Annotated in this window: 18 protein-coding genes and 2 tRNA genes; 11 read left to right on the top strand and 9 right to left on the bottom strand. The window is 72.3% G+C overall.

Features of this window, described 5'->3' with window-relative positions:
• The first annotated feature begins 111 nt into the window (after window positions 1-111).
• On the top strand, window positions 112-693 hold the full coding sequence (locus tag SLINC_RS22125; protein WP_067435873.1) for a TetR/AcrR family transcriptional regulator: 582 nt from the start codon (window positions 112-114) through the stop codon (window positions 691-693).
• Window positions 694-721: 28 nt separating this feature from the next.
• Here the strand turns inward: SLINC_RS22125 and SLINC_RS22120 are convergent, their stop codons facing one another.
• Window positions 722-5542, bottom strand: coding sequence for a PAS domain-containing protein (locus tag SLINC_RS22120; protein WP_079164655.1), 4821 nt, complete (start codon window positions 5540-5542; stop codon window positions 722-724).
• Window positions 5543-5857: 315 nt separating this feature from the next.
• Window positions 5858-6319 (bottom strand): SSI family serine proteinase inhibitor, encoded by a 462-nt coding sequence (locus SLINC_RS22115; RefSeq protein ID WP_067435868.1) that lies wholly within the window; start codon window positions 6317-6319, stop codon window positions 5858-5860.
• 254 nt (window positions 6320-6573) lie between these two features.
• Here SLINC_RS22115 and SLINC_RS22110 point away from each other — a divergent pair.
• A tRNA-Ser gene (locus SLINC_RS22110) sits at window positions 6574-6664 on the top strand.
• A 189-nt stretch (window positions 6665-6853) separates the two neighbouring features.
• Window positions 6854-6926 (top strand) — tRNA-Arg (locus SLINC_RS22105).
• A 49-nt stretch (window positions 6927-6975) separates the two neighbouring features.
• On the opposite strand, the gene SLINC_RS22100 is transcribed toward SLINC_RS22105, so the two are convergent.
• On the bottom strand, window positions 6976-7416 hold the full coding sequence (locus tag SLINC_RS22100) for a VOC family protein (protein WP_067435865.1): 441 nt from the start codon (window positions 7414-7416) through the stop codon (window positions 6976-6978).
• A gap of 117 nt (window positions 7417-7533) precedes the next feature.
• On the opposite strand from SLINC_RS22100, the gene SLINC_RS22095 reads away from it, so the two are divergent.
• Window positions 7534-8277: a phosphotransferase family protein gene (locus SLINC_RS22095; RefSeq protein WP_159425352.1), complete on the top strand. Its 744-nt coding sequence runs from the start codon at window positions 7534-7536 to the stop codon at window positions 8275-8277.
• Window positions 8278-8301: 24 nt separating this feature from the next.
• Here SLINC_RS22095 and SLINC_RS22090 read toward each other — a convergent pair whose 3' ends face one another.
• The 4 genes from SLINC_RS22090 to SLINC_RS22075 all read right to left on the bottom strand — a co-directional run bounded on the left by SLINC_RS22090 (window position 8302) and on the right by SLINC_RS22075 (window position 10956).
• Window positions 8302-9057 carry a hypothetical protein gene (locus SLINC_RS22090; RefSeq protein ID WP_067435859.1) on the bottom strand — a complete coding sequence of 252 codons (756 nt, stop codon included), beginning with the start codon at window positions 9055-9057 and terminating at the stop codon, window positions 8302-8304.
• A gap of 64 nt (window positions 9058-9121) precedes the next feature.
• Window positions 9122-9745: a GtrA family protein gene (locus SLINC_RS22085; RefSeq protein ID WP_225988357.1), complete on the bottom strand. Its 624-nt coding sequence runs from the start codon at window positions 9743-9745 to the stop codon at window positions 9122-9124.
• Window positions 9746-9974: 229 nt separating this feature from the next.
• Entirely contained in the window at window positions 9975-10403 is a 429-nt protein-coding gene (locus tag SLINC_RS22080; protein WP_067435857.1) for a hypothetical protein, read from the bottom strand.
• 46 nt (window positions 10404-10449) lie between these two features.
• Entirely contained in the window at window positions 10450-10956 is a 507-nt protein-coding gene (locus SLINC_RS22075; RefSeq protein WP_067435854.1) for a MarR family winged helix-turn-helix transcriptional regulator, read from the bottom strand.
• 82 nt (window positions 10957-11038) lie between these two features.
• Between SLINC_RS22075 and SLINC_RS22070 the strand changes: the two genes are divergently transcribed.
• Complete coding sequence (locus SLINC_RS22070) at window positions 11039-11428, top strand: HGxxPAAW family protein (RefSeq protein ID WP_067435851.1); 390 nt, start codon at window positions 11039-11041, stop codon at window positions 11426-11428.
• 58 nt (window positions 11429-11486) lie between these two features.
• Window positions 11487-12371: a DUF2797 domain-containing protein gene (locus tag SLINC_RS22065; protein WP_067435849.1), complete on the top strand. Its 885-nt coding sequence runs from the start codon at window positions 11487-11489 to the stop codon at window positions 12369-12371.
• Window positions 12372-12804: 433 nt separating this feature from the next.
• Here SLINC_RS22065 and SLINC_RS22060 read toward each other — a convergent pair whose 3' ends face one another.
• A complete protein-coding gene (locus SLINC_RS22060; protein WP_067435846.1) occupies window positions 12805-13755 on the bottom strand; it encodes an RNA polymerase sigma-70 factor in 951 nt (316 codons plus the stop codon).
• 139 nt (window positions 13756-13894) lie between these two features.
• A complete protein-coding gene (locus SLINC_RS22055) occupies window positions 13895-14857 on the bottom strand; it encodes an NAD-dependent epimerase/dehydratase family protein (protein ID WP_067435843.1) in 963 nt (320 codons plus the stop codon).
• Between the two features lie 270 nt (window positions 14858-15127).
• On the opposite strand from SLINC_RS22055, the gene SLINC_RS22050 reads away from it, so the two are divergent.
• From SLINC_RS22050 to SLINC_RS22030, 5 genes are all read left to right on the top strand, one after another.
• Window positions 15128-15721, top strand: coding sequence for a hypothetical protein (locus SLINC_RS22050; protein WP_067435840.1), 594 nt, complete (start codon window positions 15128-15130; stop codon window positions 15719-15721).
• A gap of 153 nt (window positions 15722-15874) precedes the next feature.
• Window positions 15875-16615 (top strand): response regulator transcription factor, encoded by a 741-nt coding sequence (locus SLINC_RS22045; protein ID WP_067435837.1) that lies wholly within the window; start codon window positions 15875-15877, stop codon window positions 16613-16615.
• Complete coding sequence (locus tag SLINC_RS22040; protein WP_182449194.1) at window positions 16612-18231, top strand: sensor histidine kinase; 1620 nt, start codon at window positions 16612-16614, stop codon at window positions 18229-18231. Before SLINC_RS22045 ends, SLINC_RS22040 begins: the two co-directional genes overlap by 4 nt.
• Window positions 18232-18245: 14 nt before the next feature.
• Window positions 18246-19676 carry a bifunctional glycosyltransferase family 2/GtrA family protein gene (locus SLINC_RS22035; RefSeq protein ID WP_225988356.1) on the top strand — a complete coding sequence of 477 codons (1431 nt, stop codon included), beginning with the start codon at window positions 18246-18248 and terminating at the stop codon, window positions 19674-19676.
• The gene (locus SLINC_RS22030; protein WP_067435834.1) at window positions 19676-21964 is read left to right on the top strand and encodes an ArnT family glycosyltransferase; all 2289 of its coding nucleotides are present in this window, start codon (window positions 19676-19678) and stop codon (window positions 21962-21964) included. The genes SLINC_RS22035 and SLINC_RS22030 overlap by 1 nt, the downstream gene beginning before the upstream one ends.
• Window positions 21965-22045: the final 81 nt, after the last annotated feature.

Raw genomic sequence — 22045 nt, 5'->3', positions numbered from 1 at the left:
AGAGCGAGCTATAACAACTAACTGGTTGGTTGGAACAGCACAACAGTCTGGCGCGGCCGTCGATTCCCTGTCAACCAAACGGTTGGTTACTTGCCGCGCTACCCTGGCCCCATGGCAGCAAGGGACCCCGAGGCCACCAGAGCCCGGATCTTCGAGGCGGCGGTGTCGGAGTTCGCCCGCCATGGCATCGCCGGCGCCCGCATCGACCGCATCGCGACCGACGCCAAGGCCAACAAGCAGCTCATCTACGCCTACTTCGGCAACAAGGCGGAGCTGTTCACGCAGGTCCTGGGCAAGGCCATGCTCGACCTGGCCGTCGCCGTCCCCGTCGACCCGGACGACATCGAGGGCTGGATCGACCGCGTGATGGACTACCACGAGGTCCATCCCGAGGTGCTGCGCCTGCTCTTCTGGGAGGGCCTGGAGTACGGCGCCACGACCGAGCTGCCCGACGAGGCCGAACGCCAGGAGCACTACCGCCGCAAGGTCGCGAGCCTCCGGGACGGCCAGGACCGCGGCATCGTCACCGACGCCGTCCCGGCCCGCGACCTGCTCTTCCTGCTGATCGCCCTGGCCAACTGGGCCGCCGTCGTCCCGCAGATGAAGCGCATCCTGATCGGCGCCGAGCCCGCGGACCGAGAACGCCTACGGGCCTCGGTGAGAGAGGCGGCACGGCGACTGATCGCGAAGTAGCGGCCCGCCGGCCCCTCCCGGTGAGGGGCTAGTTGGTGCCGATCCGCGCGAGCAGGTCCACGATCCGCGACTGCACTTCCGCGCTGGTCGAGCGTTCGGCGAGGAAGAGGACCGTCTCGCCGGACGCCAGCCGCGGCAGGTCGGCCTGGTCGACGGCGGCCGTGTAGACGACGAGCGGGGTGCGGTTGAGCTGCCCGTTCGCCCGCAGCCAGTCGAGGATCCCGGCCCGCCGCTTGTGCACCTGCATCAGGTCCATCACGACCAGGTTCGGCCTGAGCTGCCCGGCCAGCGTCACCGCGTCCGTGTCGCTCGCGGCCCGCGCGACCTGCATCCCGCGCCGCTCCAGCGTCGCCGTCAGCGCCAGCGCGATCTCCGCGTGCTCCTCGATCAGCAGCACCCGCGGCGGATGCTGCTCGCTGTCCCGCGGCGCGAGCGCCTTCAGCAGGACGGCGGGGTCGGCGCCGTAGGCCGCCTCGCGCGAGGCCTGCCCGAGCCCGGCCGTGACCAGCACCGGCACCTCGGCCGCGACGGCCGCCTGCCGCAGTGACTGGAGCGCGGTACGGGTGATCGGGCCGGTCAGCGGGTCCACGAACAGCGCGGCGGGGAAGGCCGCGATCTGCGCGTCGACCTCCTCGCGCGAGTGCACGATCACCGGCCGGTAGCCCCGGTCGCTCAGCGCCTGCTGCGTGGTCACGTCCGGCGCCGGCCACACCAGCAGCCGCCGCGGATTGTCCAGCGGCTCCGGCGGCAGTTCGTCGTCCATCGGCTGCGGTCGCGGCGTATCCGCCACCTCGACGGCCCCACCGGGACCGTCCAGCGGCTCGGGCCCTTCGGCCGCGTTCTCGTCCGGCGCCCCTATGGCGTACGACCGCCCGGTCCCCTCGGTCACCTGCGCCAGCCGGGACTGCCCGGCCAACGAGTGCTGCGGCTGCGGCTGGGCCTGCGCCGGTACGGCGTTCTGCTCGGCCGTCGGGTGCGGACGGGCCGCCTGCTCCGGCTGCCCGGCGGCCGGGTCGGGCCGCGTACCGAGCTTGCGCCGCCGACCCGAACCGCCCGGCTGGCCGGGCGGAGGCGTGGACGTCGACGGGTGCGGAGGGTGCGGTGCGGGCGCCGTCTGCTGGGTCGCCTGGGCCTGCCGGGTGAACGGCACCCCCTGACCCAAGGTCCGCACACTGATCGCCCTGCCCTGCGTGGAGTTCGGGTCCACCGGCGCCTCGGCCGCGGCCTCGGCGGGCAACGGCTGAGCCGCCCGGGCCCGCGCGGCGCCGGCCTCGGGAGGGAGGGGCGCGCCGGGGGCGGGCGCCTGAGGCGTCTGGGCCTGCGGGTTCTGGGTCGCGGGGGGTGCGACGCCGTTCGGTGGCACGGGGCCGTTCGGGGGCACCGTCGCGGGCATGCCTTGGGGCGGCACGGGCCCGGCGGGCGCCTGCGGGTTCACCGGAGTGGCGGCGCCGTTCGGCGGTACGGGTGTCTCGGCGCCGGAGGTGTCCCCAGTACCGGGCCACGGCTGCGGGGCCGGGGGGCCTTGGGCGGGGGTACCGGGCGCGGCGGCGCCTGGGGCGGCCGGGCCCTGGGCCGGGACCGCCTGGCCAGGGGCCATCTGCCCCGGAACGGCGTGCTGGACCGGGGCGACCGGCTGCCCGGGAACGGCGAGTTGACCAGGGACGCCGGGCTGCTGCCCGGGTGCGGCCTCGGCGGGAAGCGGCTGACCGGCTCCGGACGGGTTGGGCATGCCCTCAGCAGGGAGGGCCTGGTTGGGGAGGACCTGTCCGGGCACGGCTGCCTGCTGGCCGGGTGCCACCTGGCCGGGCATCGGCTGCCCGGCCATGCCCTGCGCGGAGACGGGCACCGGGCCGCCGGGGGCCGGTGCCGCTGTTCCCTGGGCCGGCACCGCCTGGCCGGCCGCGGCCTGAGCCGGAACCTGCAGGCCGGGGGCCATCTGCACACCATGGACGGTCGCACCGGGAGCGACGACGGGGGCACCCGGCTGAACCGATTGCCCCGGCTGGACTGGCTGCCCCGGCTGGACCTGCTGCCCGCCCTGACCGGCCGTCACGGCCTGTCCGGGCGGGGCGGTCTGGGCGGTCTGGGCCGCGCGGGCCTGGGGCACGCCCGGCTGGGGAACACCGGCCTGGACCGGCACCGCCCCGGCGGCGGGGACGGCCGTACCCTGCGCCGGAATCTCCTGTGCGGGCGCCCCGGGGGCCTCCGTCTCCGCGCGCTGGCCGACGGCCCGGCGGCGACGCCCCGTAGGCGCGTTGGTGGGGTGCGGCTGCGGCGGGGTGTGGTCGTCGGCCTGGCTGGACGGCACGGCGTCGTGCCGCCCGTCGTCGACGGGGGCGTCTCCGGGACCACCCTGGCCGGGCACCTGAACCGGAACCTGTGCCGGAGCCTGCGCTTGTCCGGGCACCTGCGCCTGCATCTGCGCCTGAGCCTGAGCCACCTGGGCCGGGTCCGCGTCCGGCCGGTCGGCCGCCGCCGGTGGCAGGGCGAACACCGCGCGGGGCCCCGCCTCCTGCGCGGCTGCGCGCTCGGAGGCTGCGGCCAGCGCACGCCGACGCCGCCCGGTCGGCTGCTGCGGATCATCGACGGAGGCATCGGGACCGTGGTCCTGTGCCTGTGCCTGCGCCGGATCGCCGGAGGCCACCGCGGGCAGGGCCGGCGGCAACGCGTGCTGCTCGCCGCCGTCGGGCCGGGTCCGCCGTCCGCCGGGCGCGGGCACGCCCTGGGGCGGCACCGTCCCGCCGAGTCCGGATCCCACGGCCGCGGTCCCGGCGGCGTGCTCGGCGGCCGTGACGACGGCTCCCTCCGAGACACCGGCGCCCGCGTCGCCGTCCTCACCGGTCATGCCGTCACCGGTCATGTCCGCGCCCTCGGCGGGCCGCCCACGGCGCCGCCCAGTACCGCCGGAGCCGTCGCCGGCCTCCCCCGCCGCCTGGGCCGGAACGGCCCCCGCTGTCTGTGCGGCGGCCCGCCGCCTGCGCCGCCCGGTCGGTGCCGTGGGGTCCGCCTCGGCGCCCTCGCCGTCGGCGTGCTCGGCCTGCTCGGCGTCGAGGAAGGCGTCCGTGGAGGACCGCCGGGCCCGCCGCCGACCGCCACCGGCCTGCTCGGGTGACACAGGAGGTGCGGGCGGTGCGGTCTGGGCGCCGGCCGCCTCCAGCGCCGCCGGACCGGGGGCCGCGACAGCCCCGGCCCCACCACCGATGGGCACTTCGAGGACGTAGGCACTACCACTCATGCCCGGCACTTCATGGGTCTGCAACACACCACCGTGGGCGCGCACGATCCCGCGCACGATCGGTTCGTGCACCGGGTCCCCGCCGGCGTACGGCCCGCGCACCTCGATGCGGACGACCTCGCCGCGCTGCGCCGCCGCCACGACCACCGTGTTGTCCATGTAACCGCCCGCCGAGACGGGCGCGTTGCCGGTCGCGTCGACGCCGGCGACGTCCGCGACCAGGTGCGCGAGGGCGGTGGCCAGCAGCCGCGGGTCGACCTCGGCCTCGATCGGCGGGGCGTGCACGGCGAACTGGACCCGGCCGGGACCGATCAGCTCCACGGCTCCGTCGACGCCCGCCGCGACGACCGCGTCGAGCATCACTTTCGTGCGGGTGATACCGGCCGTGCCGTTGTCGATCCGCTGGTAGCCGAGGACGTTGTCGATGAGGGTGGTGATCCGCGAGTAGCCGGCGGACAGGTGGTGCAGCACCTGGTTCGCCTCGGGCCACAGCTGCCCGGCGTCGTCGGCGGCCAGCGCGGACAGTTCGCGGCGCAGCTCGTCGAGGGGCCCGCGCAGCGACTGCGCGAGCAGCGTGAGGAGCTGCTCGTACCGCCCCGACAGGGCCTCGTACCGGTCCTTCTCCCGCTCGCCGAGCGCGGCGTAGCGCTCCTCGCCCGCGGCGAGTTCCTCCTCGTGCTGCTCCTGGAGGTCCTCCAGCTCGGTCACGTGCTTCTGGCGCAGCGCGGTCAGCTCGGAGGCGTGCTCCTCGGAGAGCCTCTCCAGCTCCGCGGCGTGCCGCTTCTCGACCGTCTCCTTCTCCTCGGCGAGCGCGTCGTAGGGCCGCCGGTCGGTGAAGGTCAGCACGGCGCCGACGAGCTGGTCGCCGTCGCGGACGGGCGCGGTCGTCAGGTCCACCGGGACCTTCTCGCCCTTCTTCGACCACAGCACCTGCCCGCGCACCCGGTGCTTGCGCCCGGAGCGCAGGGTGTCGGCGAGCGGCGACTCCTCGTACGAGAAGGGAGTCCCGTCGGCCCGCGAGTGCAGCACCAGATCGTGCAGCTCCCGCCCGCCGAGATCGCTGGCCCGATAACCCAGTATCTGAGCGGCGGCCGGGTTGACGAGGACGATCCGCCCGTCGGTGTCCGTCCCCACGACGCCCTCGGAGGCTGCCCGCAGGATCATCTCGGTCTGCCGCTGTGAACGGGCCAGTTCGGCCTCGGTGTCCACGGTCCCGGTGAGATCCCGTACGACGAGCATCAGCAGCTCGTCGCTGCCATAGCCGTAGCTGTCGTAGGCCTGCTGGCCGTTCTCCAGGTTCGCGCTGGTGACCTCGACCGGGAACTCGGTCCCGTCGGTGCGCCGCGCGACCATCCGGGTCGGCTTGGTCCGCCCGCGCGGATCCATGTGGTCCGGCCGGCGCATCGAGCCGGGGATGAGCTTGGAGTCGAACTGCGGCAGCAGATCGAGCAGCCCTCGCCCCACCAGAGCCGTCCCCGGGGCCTCGAAGGCCTCCAGCGCGATGGTGTTCGCGTTGACCACGGTCCCATTGGCGTTGACCAGCACCAACGCATCGGGAAGCGCGTCGAGTATGGCTGCGAGGCGAGCAGCGCCTCGGGATGGCCTGCTGCTCACGAGACGCTTCCTCCCTGTTACCGCACCTTGCCGACCGCTCGGGCCATCTTGCCAACCTGCCCGCGGCGTGTCACGCGAGGGAGTCTAAAGGCAGCGGTTGCGCTCGCGACGCCGGATGAGAGGGAGGTCGCACGACGAAGTGACGTAGAACGTGTGACCCCATGTCGTGGCATCGCGAGCTCTTCACGCTCCTTTACGGCATCGGGGATTCCGCCCCGAAATGCCGGTGCCGGGGTCGGAGGTGCGGGTGGGGCCCTGTCGTGGGGGTCACCGGCCCGGCGGGGGCGGGTCCGGGAGCGGCCCCGCCATGGCGGGCTACCGGCCCAACTGGGGCAGCAGCGGAACGAGCCGGTCCCACCGCCCGATCTCGCAGCCGTTGCTGCGGTCGAAGCGCGCGTCGACCGGTCGCCCGGCCCAGGTCCCGGTGACATGTGCGGTGGCCGGGCCGCCGTACTGCATGGTGCACATGCTCCCCTTCGGCACCGGGGCGAAGCCGTCCTTCCCCCACCGGGTGCTGCGGTCCATGACGGCACAGGCGCCACCGGCGTCGGGGTGGCTGCCCTCGGAGGGATGGCAGTCCAGCTCGAACCGTCCGTCCGCACCGCCTCCCGCGTTCCGCACGGTGACCGTGAGGTGATCGCCGCGGACCGCCGTCCGGTCCTCGTCGCGGACGGGCGGGGGTGCGAGGGGTGAGACGGCGACGGCGGGGACCGCGGACGCGGCGACGACGGACCCGACGGAGCCGGCGAGGAGAAGGAGCCGGGTGACCTGTGACATGACCTGTGAGCTGACGTGTGACATGACCTGACTAACGCCGCGGCCCGACGGACGTTGCGCACCGCGACGCAGGGCCCGGTGAGGGGCTCGGCGAAGGGCTCGGCGAAGGGCTCGGTGAAGGGCTCGGTGAAGCGCCGACAAGCGCTTTGCCCTGCGGCCCGCCTGCCTAGTACCGTGGGAGGCGATTGGTGACACCGCGCTCGACTGTGTCATCATCTGCACGCACCACTCGCGCTCGCGCGGGCGGCTGTGCGGGAGGCGTCGCCTAGTCCGGTCTATGGCGCCGCACTGCTAATGCGGTTTGGGACTTCAATCCCATCGAGGGTTCAAATCCCTCCGCCTCCGCACCAGATCACGAAGCCCCGGTCCCGCGGACCGGGGCTTCGTCGTACCCCCTCCAAACCAACGTTTCCGCAGGTCACAAGGGGTATGGCCAATGGATTTCACATGACGGCGGCAGTCATGTAATGTTCTTCCTGTCGCCGCGAGCGGCCCGGACGGGCAAGAAGCGAAGACACATAAAACAGAACACAAGCACTCGTAGCTTAACGGATAGAGCATCTGACTACGGATCAGAAGGTTGCAGGTTCGAATCCTGCCGAGTGCACACAGGACGAAGGCCCCGGGAGATCATCCCGGGGCCTTTCTCGTTCTTCTCAGTGCAGTTGCTCGGCCAGGCCGATGATGATGCCCTCCGGGCCGCGGACGTAGCAGAGCAGGTAGCTGTCCTCGAAGCGGGCGATGTCGCCGAGGACTTCGGAGCCGTGAGGGCGCAGGCGGGCGATGGTGTCCTTGATGTCGTCGACGGCGAACATGACGCGGTGCGTGCCCAGGATGTTGTGCGGGCGGTCGCGCGGTCCGGCGCTGATCGCCGCGGGGGTGTGGTACTTCGACAGTTCGAGCCGGCTGTTGCCGTCCGGGGTCCGGACCATCGCCACGTCACAGCGGACGCCTTCCAGGCCGGTGCACTGGTCGGCGACGGGGCCCGTGACCTCCGCCCTGCCCTCCAGTTCCATGCCGAGCTCCACGAAGAACGCGATGGCGGCGTCCATGTCCTCGACGACGATGCCGACGTTGTCCATCCGCTGAATGGCCATGCTGGTTTCTCCTTCTTCCGTGTGCGGCCGGTGGTGGCCGCTGATGTCCCTGGGACGGAGCCGATGACACGTTCTCGACATCCGCAGACGCCGAACTCCGAAAAATCTCAGAATGAGGTGCCGCTGTTCGGCGGGCGGGTCACTCCGGGCGTGGTGAGGGTCGGGGACACCGTCCGGCGGCCTGCCATCACGGCGTCCCCGTTCGTCGCGGAGCTGTTGGGGCACCTTGAGCGGTGCGGGTTCGCCGGTGCCCCGCGGCATCTGGGAACCGATGGGCTCGGGCGCGATGTGTTCGGTCACCTTCCCGGCTGGGTGCCCGCGCGGTTCCGGCGGTGGAGCGACGGCCAGGTCGCCGCCGCGGGTGCCCTGCTCCGTGCTTTCCACGACGCGACTCGTGACAGTGGTCTGGTGGGGCGGTGTTCGGTGGTCTGCCACAACGATCCGGGGCCGAACAACGCGGTCTTCTCCGCTGCGGGGGGCGTGCCACTGCCAGTGCCTGTGCCGGCGCTCGTGCCTGTCGCTCTGATCGACTTCGACACCGCCGCTCCGGGGGAACCGCTTGAGGATCTTGGCTATATGGCGTGGACGTGGTGCGTTTCCTCCAAGGAGTCGGTCCCCGGGCGCCAAGCCGCGCAGGTACGGGTCCTCGCCGATGCCTACGGGCTGGACGCCGACTCCCGTTCCGGTCTCGTCGATGCGATGGTCGACCGACAGGAGCGCAACGCTCGTTGGTGGCGGGTCCGCCTCGACGGGACCGGTGCCGCCGATCGTCGGCGGACGGTCGAGCGTATCGACTGGTCCGAGCGTGAACGGGCCTTCACGGTGGCCCATCGTGAGGTCTTCGCGGCGGCTCTGCGGTGAGTGGATGCCGTGGAGTCCGCGCCGCTAGCCGTAGAACGGACCCGGTGCGTTCCACGTCGAGTGGCCGAAGACGTTGTCGTCGGTGATCGTGACGCGGATGTTGGAGACCTTCAGGCCGTACTGGGTGGGGGTCGTGCCGGTGGGGCAGTCGACGGGGACGGCGGGGAAGTTCATGTAGAAGTGGGGGCCCGCGTCGCGGGTGGGGGACTGGCGGAGTTCGTGGAGGACCCAGTTGGCCTCGGCGTAGTAGTAGGTGCGGAGGAGTTCCTGCTGGGTGGTGCGGACCACGAAGGCCGTGCTGTGGTCGAAGGTGCCGTCGGGGCGTAGGCAGCCGAAGGTGCGGGCGGTGTCGGCGTAGGCCTTGAACCAGTAGTCGGTGCTGCTCAGACCGGCGAGGTAGCCGGGTTGGTTGCGGACGTTGTGGAGGGTGACGGCGAGTTTGAAGCCGCCGCAGCCCGGGGTGGGGTCGTAGTCGTGGTAGGTGTTCAGGCACTTGCGGTCGCCGAAGTAGGCGGTGGGGTCCGGGGTGTAGGGCTTCGGGACGACCGTGTCGGAGAACCTCACCGTCGCCGAGACGCCGTCGGGCGTGGGTGCCGGGATGTCGACCGTGGTGGTGGCCTGGGCGGGGCTCGGTGTGGAGAGCGCCAGGCCGGTCGCGGCGAGCAGGGCGAGGGTCAGTCGCGTCAGGGTTCCGCGCTTCTTCCGGGGCTCGCCGGGCCTGCCGGGCTCGTCGGACTTGCCGGGGCTCTTGGCTCTCCGCGTGCTCTGGCCGTTCCGCATGTGAATGAAACCCCCACGTCGCCAGTGGTCAATGGCATGAGCACGTTAGTTTGTGAATCGTGGGTTATCCGGCAAACGCCTCGGTCCTCACAAACGGAAGGTTCCAGTCGTCCGTGGTCTTCGTCGGCCTGAGGGCCGCCACCGGCTTGGGGGCCGCCGGCTCTCGGTTGCGGTCGGTCGCGAAGACGAACAGCCGCAGGACCAGGAAGCGGCCGGTGCCGGCCAGGCCGGACGCGGTGAGGTAGACGGTCTGCTCCCAGAGCAGGGAGGGGGACGACTGCACCGTGTGGAGAAGGAACATCGCGGCGCAGGTCACCACGTAGGCGGCCGTCGCCGAGCCCGCCGACTGGAGGTGGCGGCGCAGGCCGGGGCGGCGGCCCGTGCCGAAGGTGAAGAGGGCGTGCAGCTCGGTGCACAGGAGGGTGGACACGACGGTGATCGCCGCGTTGGCGACCGCCCAGGGCATCGTCAGGGCCAGCAGCGGTACGGCGAGGCTGGCGAGGACGCCGACACCGCCGCCGCACACGACGAAGCGGACGAAGGAGGCGAGGGGGCCCGGGGTCACGAGGGTGCTCTCCGGCCGCCGCGCGGGTCGCGTCCCGGTCGCCGGGCGGTGCTGCGGCGCGGCCGGGCGGTGCGGCGACCTCTCCGGGCGGTGCAGCGGCTGCGGCGAGAGCAGCGACTCCATGGCGGTTTCCCTTCCGGGGACGGTGGCGCGGGTCTCCTGGACTCGCTTGTCGGGCTCAGTCGACACCGACCGGGCTTCAGCCGGGCATCAGCCGGGCTTCAGCGCGGATCAGGTGGGATTCGGCTGGGTCAAACGATGCCGTCGTCCGTCGGCGGAAACGATGGAGTGGCCTCCCGAAGTGGGGGTAGGGCCAGCTCCACCATGAAGGGGTGGGCCGTCGGGGTAAGGGTCAGCCCAGCAGGCGTACGAAGCCGCCGCGCGTCGTGTCCGCGCCCAGCAGGCGGTACCAGTCGATCACTTCGGGGAGCCGGTCGAGGGACAGGACCACCGCGCCGCCCGCCCGTTCGGCGTCCGCGCGCCACGCGGACATGGCCACCCCGGGAACGTCGTCCTTCCCGCCCCCCTCGCCGTTCTCGCCGAGGACGGGAGCCATCAGGGCGGGGATCATCAGCCCGGCCTCCCCCGGACCGTCCACCACGCACACGGTGAGTTTCGGCGCTATCCCCCAGCCCTCGCACACGGGCACCGAACCGTCCTGCGCGGTCACGGGCGGGAAGGCCGGGAGCGCGTCGTGGACGGGGGCCTGGGACAGCAGGAGTACGGGAGGGCCGGTGGCCGTACCTCGTACGAACAGGGTGTTCTCGGGATCCAGGAGCATCGGGACACTGTCGCAGGTCCCGGCCGTATCCGGCCGCCGGGGCCGGTCACTTGCGGTCGGTGTCCTTGGCGTCCTGGGTGCGGAGTTCCTCGATGTAGCCGAGGGCGAGGGCGGTGGAGCGGGTGAACCAGTCGTTGAGTACGGCGATCTCGTCGGGGGAGTAGTCGGCGAACAGGGCGTTCAGGCGGTCGTAGTAGGGGCCGTAGAGGGCGTACACGCGGGTCAGCGCGTCGGGTTGGGCGGCGACGCGGACGCGGCGGCGGTCGGTGGGGTCGGGGACGCGGGTGACGAAGCCGGCGCGTTCGAGGCGGTTGAGGATGCCGGTCACGGCGCCGGTTGTGACGTGGGCGTGCTCGGCGAGGTCGCCGGCGGTGAGCAGTTCCGCGCCCTCTTCGGCGGCCTTGATGACGCAGGCGAAGCAGAGCAGGTCGGTGACGTTCAGACCCAGCCGCTGGGCCATCTCCTGCTGGCCGAGGTGGGCGGTGGCGATGAAGAAGTCCATGGCCGACAGCGCTTGGGCCGGAGTGGCGGTGGGGCGCGGCTTGGCGTGCATCGGATTCCGGTTTCCCTTAGCGCGTGAGAGATTTATGGGCTAAATTTCTTAGACAGTGAGGCATCTGGTCTGGGGAGGCCCTGTGAGTGCACACCAGTATGACGAGGGGCACACCGTCGCCGGGTGGACCGGCTTCGGGATCGCGACCGTGGGGACTTCGGTGGTGGGGCTGGGGGTGTGCATGGTGTCGGTGCCCGTCCTGGCGGTCGGGCTCGCGATCGTGGTGGGGAGCGTCCTCGTCACCTGGGCCCTGCATCTCACCGGCTGGGGCAAGCCGCCGGGGCGGCGGCCCAGGGAGGAGTGGGGGATGGGGGTGCGCGACTCCGGGGCGCGGGCCGGGCATCCGGGGTGCGTGGGGTGCCGGCTGGCGGGGCGCGGGGCCCGGAGGGCGGGTGCGGCCGGCGAGGTCGTGCCGGTGCCGGTGGCCGCGGCCGGGGAGCCGGAGCCGGCGGCCGCTCGTACCGGGGGATGAGGCCGGCGGTGGTCCGCTCGGCGGCCGTTGTCAGTGGTGCCCTCTAACCTCGTGAGGGATGGCACAGGCATGGAAGTGCTCGGGGCTGCGGTGGGCGGCGGACGGTCCCGTGCTGGCGTGGGACGGTGGGCGGCGCAGCGCGCTGACCTGGGGGAAACGGGTGGCCTTCGGGGTCGCGGAAGGGGGCGCGCGGACATGTGTGGGGGCACGGGGGCATCCCTGTCCGGCGCGGGCGGCGGTGTCGGGGCGGAGTACGGGGGCGCGTTGCGAGGAGTGCGGGCGGCTGGACCGGGCGCACTCGGTCGCCGCCGACACCCTCACGGACGATCCGCGGCCCTACCGCGTGTACCTGGCGTGGTTCGGGCCCGGCATGGTCAAGGTCGGGATCACCGCCGAAGAGCGGGGCTCGGCCCGGCTGCTCGAACAGGGAGCCGTCTGCTTCAGCTGGCTGGGTACTGGGCCGCTGATGGCCGCACGGCGCACCGAGGAGTTGCTGCGGGCCGCCCTCGGGGTGCCTGATCGGATCCCGTACGTCGACAAGCGGGCGGTGCGGGCCGAGTTGCCGGCGTCGGAGGGGGAACGGGCCGCCGAGATCAGGGACTTGCACGCACGGGCCACGGCTCTCGGCGGATGGCCGGAGTCGCTCGCCCCGGCGCCGTACCGGTCCGTCGACCATGTCCGGGCCTTCGGGCTCGCGGAGTTGCCCGCCGCCGTGGGGGCAGTGGGTGAGCTCGTCGCGGGCGGCGCGGTGAGCGGACGGCTGGTGGCGGCCGCGGGGCCCGACCTGCATCTGGAGACGGCGGGCGGGGTGGTCGTGCTCGACACGCGGTTGATGCGGGGGTGGGAGCTGGTTCCCGCCGGGGGTGGGGAGGGTGGGGGTGAAGTGACCGTTCCTGTGCGGGAGTTCAGGCGGGCGGTGGGGGTGCAGGACGGGTTGTTCTGACGGGGGTGGGAAAGGGTGCGGTCGGCCGGGGGGCGGGAAAGGGGGCGGTCGGCCGTGGCGGGGTGGGTGCGCGGGCATGCGGGCGAGGTGTTGTGCTCCCGGACCTGCCCGGCCCGTCACCTCACCGTCCCGCCATCTGCCCAGACGGCCACCGGCCCGGTCCCGCCCAGGACTGTCACCGCCCCGGCCCTGCCCGGCCCGTCACCTCACCGTCCCGCCATCTGCCCAGACGGCTACCGGCCCGGTCCCGCCCAGGACTGTCACCGCCCCGGCCCTGCCCGGCCCGTCACCTCACCGTCCCGCCATCTGCCCAGACGGCTACCGGCCCGGTCCCGCCCAGGACCGTCACTGTCCCAGCCCCGCCCGGCCTGTCACCTCACCGGCCCGCCACCGGCCCAGGACCGACCGTCCCAGCCTCGCCCCGCCCGGCCCGTCACCGTCCTTCGGCGGCTGCCCCTTCCGTGATGTGGGCCCGCCGCGCGCGTTGGGCCTCCCGGGTCACCGCCCAGGCGTCGGCCACCGGGCCCACGTGGGCCAGCTTGTCGGGGTTGATGACGGAGCGGATGGTCTGGATCCGGCCGTCGGTGATGTCGAGGGAGAGGGTGTTGAGGATCCTGCCCTCGCGGTCGCGGAAGAGGGCGCCCGGTTGGCCGTTGACCGGGTGGGGTTCGACCGTGACGCCGACCTCCATGAGCGGGGCGAACATCGCGGCGAGGAGGCGGGAGACCTTGTGGACGCCGACGATCTCGTTGGCCCACTGGGGGGCCTTGCCGCCACCGTCGCCGACCATGTGGACGTCGGCGGCGAGGAGTTCGCGCAGGCCGTCGACGTCGCCCTCCCGGAAGGCGTCGAAGAAACGCTCGGCGAGTCGCTCGCGCTCCTTGCGGTCGGCCTCGAAGCGGGGCCGGCCCTCGTCCACGTGCCGGCGCGCCCGTACCGCGAGCTGGCGGCACGCGGCCTCCGAGCGTCCCACGGCGGACGCGATCTCGGCGAAGCCGAACCCGAACACCTCCCGGAGGACGAAGACCGCCCGTTCGAGCGGGCTGAGCCGCTCCAGCAGCACCAGGGCCGCCATGGACAAGGAGTCGGCCAGCTCCGCCGAGCGCTCGGGGTCCTGGTAGGGGTCGGTCAGCAGCGGCTCCGGGAACCATGGACCGACGTACTGCTCACGGCGTACGCGGGCCGAGCGCAGGACGTCGATCGAGACGCGGGTGACCACCGCCGAGAGGAAGGCCTTGGGGGACACGGGCCGGGTCGGGGTGGTCTCGTAGCGCAGCCAGGTCTCCTGGACGGCGTCCTCCGCCTCGCTCACACTGCCGAGGATCCGGTAGGCGATCGCGAAGAGCAGCGGCCGCAGCTCCTCGAACTCCTCGGTACGGCTCACCCCCACTCCGCTCGCATTCACTCCGCTCACACCCACGCCCCGGTCCCGTGCCGCGCCCGCCTGCCCTCGTTCCCGTGCCATCCCTTACCGCCTCTCCCCTTGCACCGTGCGCGCCCGTCCTCACCCCATGCCACGCCCGTCACGCCCGTCCCCCTCCGCCCGCCCCCCGACCCGCCAGCGCCTCCTCGAAGCCCCGGCGCCAGGACGGATGGCCGGGCTCCCAGCCGAGTTCCCGCCTGGCCTTGGTGTTGGAGAAGGCGCGGCCCTCGGTCATCAGGCGTACCGCCACCTCCCCGGCGAGCGGCCGGGCCAGCCAGGTGGGTACGCGCAGTGGCCGTTTCGCCCCCGCGCACGCGGCCAGGTGGGGCAGCCACTCGCTGGCCGGGGCGGGATCGTCGTCGACGATGTTGAAGATGCCCCGTACCTGCTGTTCCACGGCCAGGACGGTGGCGTCGGTGGCGTCGTCCAGATGCACCCAGGAGCAGTGCCCGGTACCGCCGCCGACGACCGGGAACTGCCGCTTGCGCAGGGGTGCGGTCAGGTCGTCCATGGCGTCCGGGCCGTAGAACCAGCCGTAGCGCAGGACCGCGCCGCCTGCGGAGACGACGGCGTCCTCGACGTGGCGGATGGCCTCCATGCCGGGCTGGGCCGCCGTGCCGGTGTACGGGTCCAGCGGGTCCTGTTCGGTCTTGACCCAGCCGCCCTCGCGCAGGCCGTTCCAGCCGCCGTAGCTCTGCGCGACGACGTGCCGCACGCCGGTCGCCTCGGCGGCGGCGAGGAGGTGGTCCGTGCCCTCGGTGCGCAGCCGGATGGTGGTCGCGAACCAGCGGTCCATGTGTTTCATGTCGGGCTTGCCCGCGTGGGTCACGGAGATCGCGGTCATCTGGTGGACGAGGGTGTCCGGCCGGGCCTGGGCCACCGCCTCGCCGACCGACATCGGGTCCAGCCCGTCCATGACGACGCCCTCGGCGCCCAGTCGCTCCAGCAGGTCCAGCTTGGCCGCGCTCGTCGTCGTGGCCGTCACCTGGTGGCCCCTGGCCACGAGCCGCGGCACCAGCCGCCGTCCGAGGACCCCCGTCCCGCCTGCCACGAACACCCGCATGCCGCTCACCTTCCAGAAGTGCTGTCCCTGCTCGCCGAACCGGCGCGCCTTCCCGGTCCCGGAACCGGCTCTCAGTACTGGGACGGTCGGGCCCCGGGATATGTGACATCCGAGCCCGCCACATCAGAACGGCTGTGCCGATGCGGCAGGACAGACGTGAAGGAATACGGCCAATATTGCCTACTGGTCAGTCGTGTTCTAGGCATGGTGATCAATGGCGATCAACAGCGTTCACGAAGAACGCATGCCTGAGAGGACGGCCTCCGTCTCATGAAACCCCCCACCATCGCCGTCTCCGCGGCCACCGCGCTCGTCGCGGTGCTGCCCCTGGCCGGCACCTCCGGTGCCGTACCGTTCGGCGGTCACGACCACCGTGGTCACGACCACCGTGTGGTCACCACGGCCGCCGACGAGACGTTCCACCTGCGGCTGAAGGTCGGCCCGACCGTCCTGCCCGCCTCCGGCGGCACGGTCGAGGTCAAAGGCGCCGGGTACAACCGGGCGCAGGGCATCTTCCTCGCGTTCTGCGCGATCCCCGAGGGTGTCGTCGTAGGCGATCCCACGACGTACAAGACCCTGCCCGGCCCGTGTCTGCCCGGCCGGGAGAACCAGGACGGCTCGTCGCGCCGGATCACCGACTCCGGCACGGGCACGCCCGGGATCACGCTGCCGTACGAGAAGGGCGGAAAGTTCCGTACGACGCTGGAGCACGTGAGGCCCCAGATCGCGGACGGGGTCGTCTGTGACGTGACCGTGCGGTGCGCGGTCGTCACCCGGGCGGACTTCACGGCCACGAACGACCGCCTCTACGACCTGTACGTCCCGGTGCACTTCGCGCCCGCCGTCGCGAACGGGAAGCACTAGCGACCGGCCGGGCGCCGGGCAGGCACCGGTCGCACCGGTCACCAGCTGGGACAGCGGTTCCCAGGGGTTGCCTGAGAGCTCCCTGTGCGTTTCTCAGGGAAATCACAGACTGCGGAAAGGGTGCTCTCAGGCGGCCCCGACAGGGTGTTCAGCATGACCACGACCTCGCCCCAGGGGCGCACCGAACTGCTGAGGCCGGACGGGAGCCCCGTCCGCGTGCTGGTGGTGGACGACGAGCTGTCGATCACCGAACTGCTGTCCATGGCCCTGCGCTACGAGGGCTGGCAGATCCGCAGTGCCGGTGACGGCACGGGTGCCCTCCAGACCGCCCGTGACTTCCGGCCCGACGCCGTCGTCCTCGACATGATGCTGCCGGACATGGACGGGCTGGCCGTCCTGGGGCGGCTGCGGCGTGAGCTGCCGGACGTGCCGGTGCTGTTCCTGACGGCGAAGGACGCCGTGGAGGACCGGATCGCGGGCCTGACCGCGGGCGGCGACGACTACGTCACCAAGCCGTTCAGCCTCGAAGAGGTCGTGGCGCGGCTGCGCGGGCTCATCCGCCGCTCCGGTGCCGCCGACCGGCGGTCCGACTCCGTGCTGGTCGTCGGTGACCTCACCCTCGACGAGGACAGCCACGAGGTCTCGCGGGCCGGGGAGAACATCCACCTCACCGCCACCGAGTTCGAGCTGCTGCGCTTCCTGATGCGCAACCCGCGGCGCGTGCTCAGCAAGGCGCAGATCCTCGACCGTGTGTGGTCCTACGACTTCGGCGGCCAGGCCAATGTGGTCGAGCTCTACATCTCCTACCTGCGGCGCAAGATCGACGCGGGGCGCGAGCCGATGATCCACACCCGGCGGGGAGCCGGTTATCTGATCAAGCCCGCGGTGTCATGAGCGGACGACGACGGCCGCGTGCGCAGAAGCGTCCAGGCAAGCCCCGCACCCTGCGGGCCCGGCTCGTCGTCGCGTCGGTGGTGCTGATCGCGGTGGTCTGCGCGGTGATCGGCACGGTGACGACACTGGCCCTGCGGTCCCATCTGTACGACCAGTTGGGCGATCAGGTCTTCGACGCCGGGAAGCGTCTCGCGGGACCTCCGTTCGGCAAGGAGGACGACAAGGAGGACGACAAGGCGGACGACAAGCTCGTCACGGGCCAGGACCGGCTCGACGGCTTCGTCACCTACGGACCGACGCAGCTGAAGACGGTGGCCGCGAAGGTCGGTTCCGACGGCACGATCTCCAAGGCGGTCGTCGCCGAGCAGGCGTCCGACGACACCCGCCAGCGGATGACGGCCACGCCGCTGAGCGCGGCCCAGCGTGCCGTGTTCGCCGATGTGCCCACGACCGGCAAGCACACCGTGACCATCCCCGGCCTCGGTGACTACCTCGTCATGTACGTGCAGGGCAATGACGGCTCCGCCTACTACGTGGCCCTGCCGACCACCACGGTCGACAGCACCGTCAACACCCTCGTCATCGTCGAGCTCAGCGTCACCGCTGCGGGTCTCGGCGCCGCCGTCATCGCCGGATACGTCCTCGTGGGCGTCGCCACCCGCCCCCTGCGCAGGGTCGCCGCGACCGCCACCCGGGTCTCCGAACTCCCCCTGCACACCGGCGAGGTGAACCTCAGCGAGCGGGTGCCCGAGGCGGAGTGCGATCCGCACACCGAGGTCGGCCAGGTCGGGGCCGCGCTCAACCGGATGCTGGACCACGTCCACGGCGCGCTGCACGCACGGCAGCAGAGCGAGACACGGGTACGGCAGTTCGTGGCGGACGCCAGCCATGAGCTGCGCACCCCGCTCGCCTCCATCCGCGGCTACGCCGAACTCACCAGACGCGGCCGGGAGGAGGTCGGGCCGGACACCCGGCACTCCCTGGGCCGTATCGAGTCCGAGGCCGGCCGTATGACCCTGCTCGTCGAGGATCTTCTGCTGCTGGCGCGGCTCGACGCCGGGCGGCCCCTCCAGTTCGAGCAGACGGATCTGATCCCGCTGGTCGTGGACACCATCAGCGACGCCCGCGCGGCCGGTACGGAGCACAACTGGCGCCTGGACCTGCCCGACGAACCGGCGCTCGTCTCCGGGGACGCGGCGCGCCTTCAGCAGGTGCTCATCAACCTGCTGGGCAACGCCCGCAAACACACCCCCGCGGGGACGACGGTCACCGCGCGCGTGCAGCGGCGCGGCCCCTGGATGTGCGTGGACGTCGAGGACAACGGCCAGGGCATCCCGGACGACCTGCTCCCGCATGTCTTCGAACGGTTCGCGCGCGGTGACTCGGCGCGTTCCCGGGCCACCGGCTCGACCGGTCTGGGCCTGGCGATCGTGCAGGCCGTGGCGACCGCGCACGGCGGTGCCGTGACCGTGGACAGCGCTCCGGGACGGACCGTCTTCACGCTCCACCTGCCCGCGGTGGGTCCCGTGACGCCCCGTCCGGCGCCCGAAACCAACTGGCAATCGCACTCACAGGCACAGCACAGCGCCGCCATATGGGTGCAACAGGGGGCTTGACCAGAGTCGTTCGCATGCGAACCGATTCTTCTCCCGGCACCCTGCCGGCGCGGGAGCACCTCCCGGCCGGCGACGCCGGTACGCCTGTCCTGGACGTAGTGATCCCCGTCTACAACGAGGAGAAGGACCTCCAGCCGTGTGTGCTGAGACTGCACGACCATCTCCGGCGCACGTTCCCCTACGCGTTCCGCATCACGATCGCGGACAACGCGTCGACGGACACCACCCCCCAGGTGTCCCGGCGGCTGGAGGCGGAGATCCCGGAGGTGAGGGCCTTCCGGCTGGAGCAGAAGGGCCGCGGCCGGGCGCTCAGGACCGTCTGGTCCGCCTCGGACGCCCCGATCCTCGCCTACATGGACGTGGACCTGTCCACCGACCTCAACGCCCTGCTGCCGCTGGTGGCCCCGCTGATCTCGGGCCACTCCGACCTGGCGATCGGCTCCCGGCTCGCCCGTAGCTCCCGGGTGGTGCGCGGGCCGAAGCGGGAGTTCATCAGCCGGGCCTACAACCTCATCCTGCGCGGCTCCCTCCAGGCCCGCTTCTCCGACGCGCAGTGCGGCTTCAAGGCCATCCGCCGCGATGTCGCCCGGCTGCTGCTGCCGCTGGTGGAGGACACCGGCTGGTTCTTCGACACCGAGATGCTGGTGCTCGCCGAGCGTGCGGGACTGCGGATCCACGAAGTGCCCGTCGACTGGGTCGACGACCCGGACTCCACCGTCCACATCGTGAAGACGGCGACCGACGACCTCAAGGGCGTGTGGCGGGTGGGCAAGGCGCTGGCCGGCGGTTCGCTGCCGCTGGACCGGCTCGCCCGGCCCTTCGGCGACGATCCGCGCGACCGCGAGATCAAGGACGTACCGAAGGGGCTGGCCCGTCAGCTCGTCGGGTTCTGTGTCGTCGGCGGTCTGTCGACCCTCTTCTATCTGCTGCTGTACAGCGTCTTCCGGCAGTTCGGCGGCTCGCAGCTCGCCAACGCGCTCGCGCTGCTGGTCTCGGCGGTCGCGAACACCGCCGCCAACCGGCGGCTGACCTTCGGGGTGCGCGGGCGGGGCGGCGCCGTCCGGCACCAGGCGCAGGGCCTGGTCGTCTTCGGTATCGGTCTCGCGCTGACCAGTGGCTCCCTGGCCGCCCTGAACGCGGCGACCTCCGACCCGGCCCACTCCACCGAGCTGGCGGTGCTGATCGCCGCCAACCTGGCCGCGACGGTCCTGCGGTTCCTGCTCTTCCGCGCCTGGGTCTTCCCGGACCGCCGCGAGGACGGCACACCGTCGACGGTGGCCGCCTCCCTCGCCTCGCACGCCCCCTCCTCGCATGCCCCCGCCTCGTACGCCCCCTCCTCTCAGACCTACGCCACGGTGCCGCCCGCGCAGCCCTACCGGCACCACGCCTACGCGCCGCTGCCGCAGCGCCCGACGACGACACCGACCCGAGGGAACGACTCCTGATGACCACCCACACCGACCGTCCGACCCCGCCGGGCCCCACGGGCCCCACGGCCTGGGACCCACCGACAGCCAGTGGCGATACGGCGGTCCAGGCCCCGATGACGCCGACAAACCCCACAAGTCCCCCGGGCCCCACGGCTCCCGAGGCCGGCGAGCCCCGGCAGCCCGTCGTCCGCAGACTGTGGCGGGGCTGCCCCGAGGACCCCCGCTGGGCACGCCCCGCGTTCCTCGGCCTGCTCCTCGCCACCACCCTTCTCTACCTCTACAACCTGAGCGCCTCCGGGTACGCCAACTCCTTCTACTCGGCGGCCGTCCAGGCAGGCAGCCAGTCCTGGAAGGCGTTCTTCTTCGGCTCGCTGGACGCGAGCAACGCCATCACCGTCGACAAGCCCCCGGCCTCTCTGTGGCCGATGGAGCTGTCGGTCAGGATCTTCGGCCTCAACTCCTGGGCGATCCTGGCCCCCGAGGTCCTGATGGGCGTCGGCACGGTGGCCGTGGTCTACGCGTCCGTGCGCCGCCGGTTCAGCCCCGCGGCCGGCCTGATCGCGGGCGGGACCCTCGCGCTGACCCCGGTCGCGGCGCTGATGTTCCGGTTCAACAACCCGGACGCGATGCTGGCGCTGCTGATGGCGCTGGCCTGCTACCTCGTCGTCCGCGCCCTGGAGGACGGCCGGACGAAGTGGCTGGTGTGGGCCGGTGTCGCGATCGGCTTCGCGTTCCTCGCCAAGACCCTCCAGGCCTTCCTGATCCTGCCGCCGCTGGCGATCGTGTACGCGGTCTGCGCGCCGGTGCCGGTGCGCAGGCGCTTGGGCCAGCTGGCCGCGGCCACCCTCGCCCTGGTCGTCTCCGGCGGCTGGTGGGTCGCGATCGTCGAACTGTGGCCCGCCTCCTCCCGCCCCTACATCGGTGGTTCGCAGAACAACTCCTTCCTTGAACTGACCTTCGGCTACAACGGCCTGGGCCGCCTCAACGGCGAGGAGACCGGCTCCGTCGGAGGCGGAGGCGGCGGTGGCGGCGGCACCGGTCAGTGGGGCGAGACCGGCTGGGACCGGATGTTCAACTCCGAGATCGGCGGCCAGATCTCCTGGCTGCTCCCGGCCGCGCTGATCCTGCTGGTCGCGGGCCTGTGGGCCACGCGCAGGGCGGGCCGGACCTCCGTCACCCGCGGCGCGTTCCTGGTCTGGGGCGGCTCGCTGCTGATGACCATGGTCGTCTTCAGCTACATGGCGGGCATCTTCCACCAGTACTACACGGTGGCCCTCGCCCCCTACCTGGCGGTCGTGATCGGCATGGGCGCGGGTCTGCTGTGGGAGAAGCGGGCCGAGATGTGGGCCTCCCTCACCCTCGCGGCCTCCGTCGTGGCGGCCGCGTCCTGGAGCTACGTCCTGCTCGACCGCACCTCCGATTACCTGCCCTGGCTGAAGTGGTTGGTCCTGATCGGCGGCCTGGCCGCCGCGCTCGGCCTGATCTTCGCCGGCCGTCTCGACCGGCGACTCGCCCTCGCGGCGGCCTCCCTGGGCCTGGTCGCCGCCCTCGCCGGTCCGACCGCGTACACCCTCAGCACCCTCCAGGAGGGCCACACCGGCTCCATCGTCACGGCCGGTCCGGCCGGCGCGAGCATGATGGGCGGCGGTCCCGGTGGCGGCCGCGGCGGGGGTGGCGGTGGCTTCCCGGGCGGCGGCCAGAACCAGCAGAACGGCAACGCGCAGGGGCAGCAGGGCAACGGCAACGGCCTCCCCGGTGGCACGGGCGGCGGCGGCTTCGGCGGCGCCATGCCGGGCCAGAACGGCACCTCCCCGGGCACCCCCCAGGGCAACGGCACCACCCAGAACCAGCAGGGCGGCATGCCCGGCGGCATGGGTGAACGCGGCGGCATGGGCGGCGGAGGCGGTGTCGGCGGCCTGCTCAACGGCGCCAGTGTCACCGACGAGGCCAAGAAGCTGCTGGAGACCGACGCCGGCCGGTACACCTGGGCGGCCGCGGCCATCGGCGCCCAGAACGCCGCGAGCTACCAACTCGCCACCGGCGACCCGGTGATGGCGATCGGCGGCTTCAACGGCACCGACCCGTCCCCGACGCTCGCCCAGTTCAAGGAGTACGTGGCGGACGGCAGGATCCACTACTTCATCTCCAGTGGATCCAGTGGATCCGGCGGCTCCGGCGGCGGTACGGGCGGCAGCAGCACCGGCACGTCCTCGCAGATCACCACCTGGATCGAGGCCAACTTCAAGAAGGTCACGGTCGGTTCGGCCACCTTCTACGACCTGACCCAGAAGACGAGCGGCTGACGCTCCCCGCACGCGGAAGGGCGGCGACCGAAGTCGCCGCCCTTCCGCGTGCGACGGGAAAGAATGTTGTACGCCGTATAG

It is taken from the genome of Streptomyces lincolnensis, from assembly GCF_001685355.1.
GTDB classification, from domain to species: Bacteria; Actinomycetota; Actinomycetes; order Streptomycetales; family Streptomycetaceae; genus Streptomyces; species Streptomyces lincolnensis.
The sequence above is the reverse complement of the archived record's forward strand: the minus strand, read 5'-3'. Positions and strand labels throughout refer to the sequence as shown.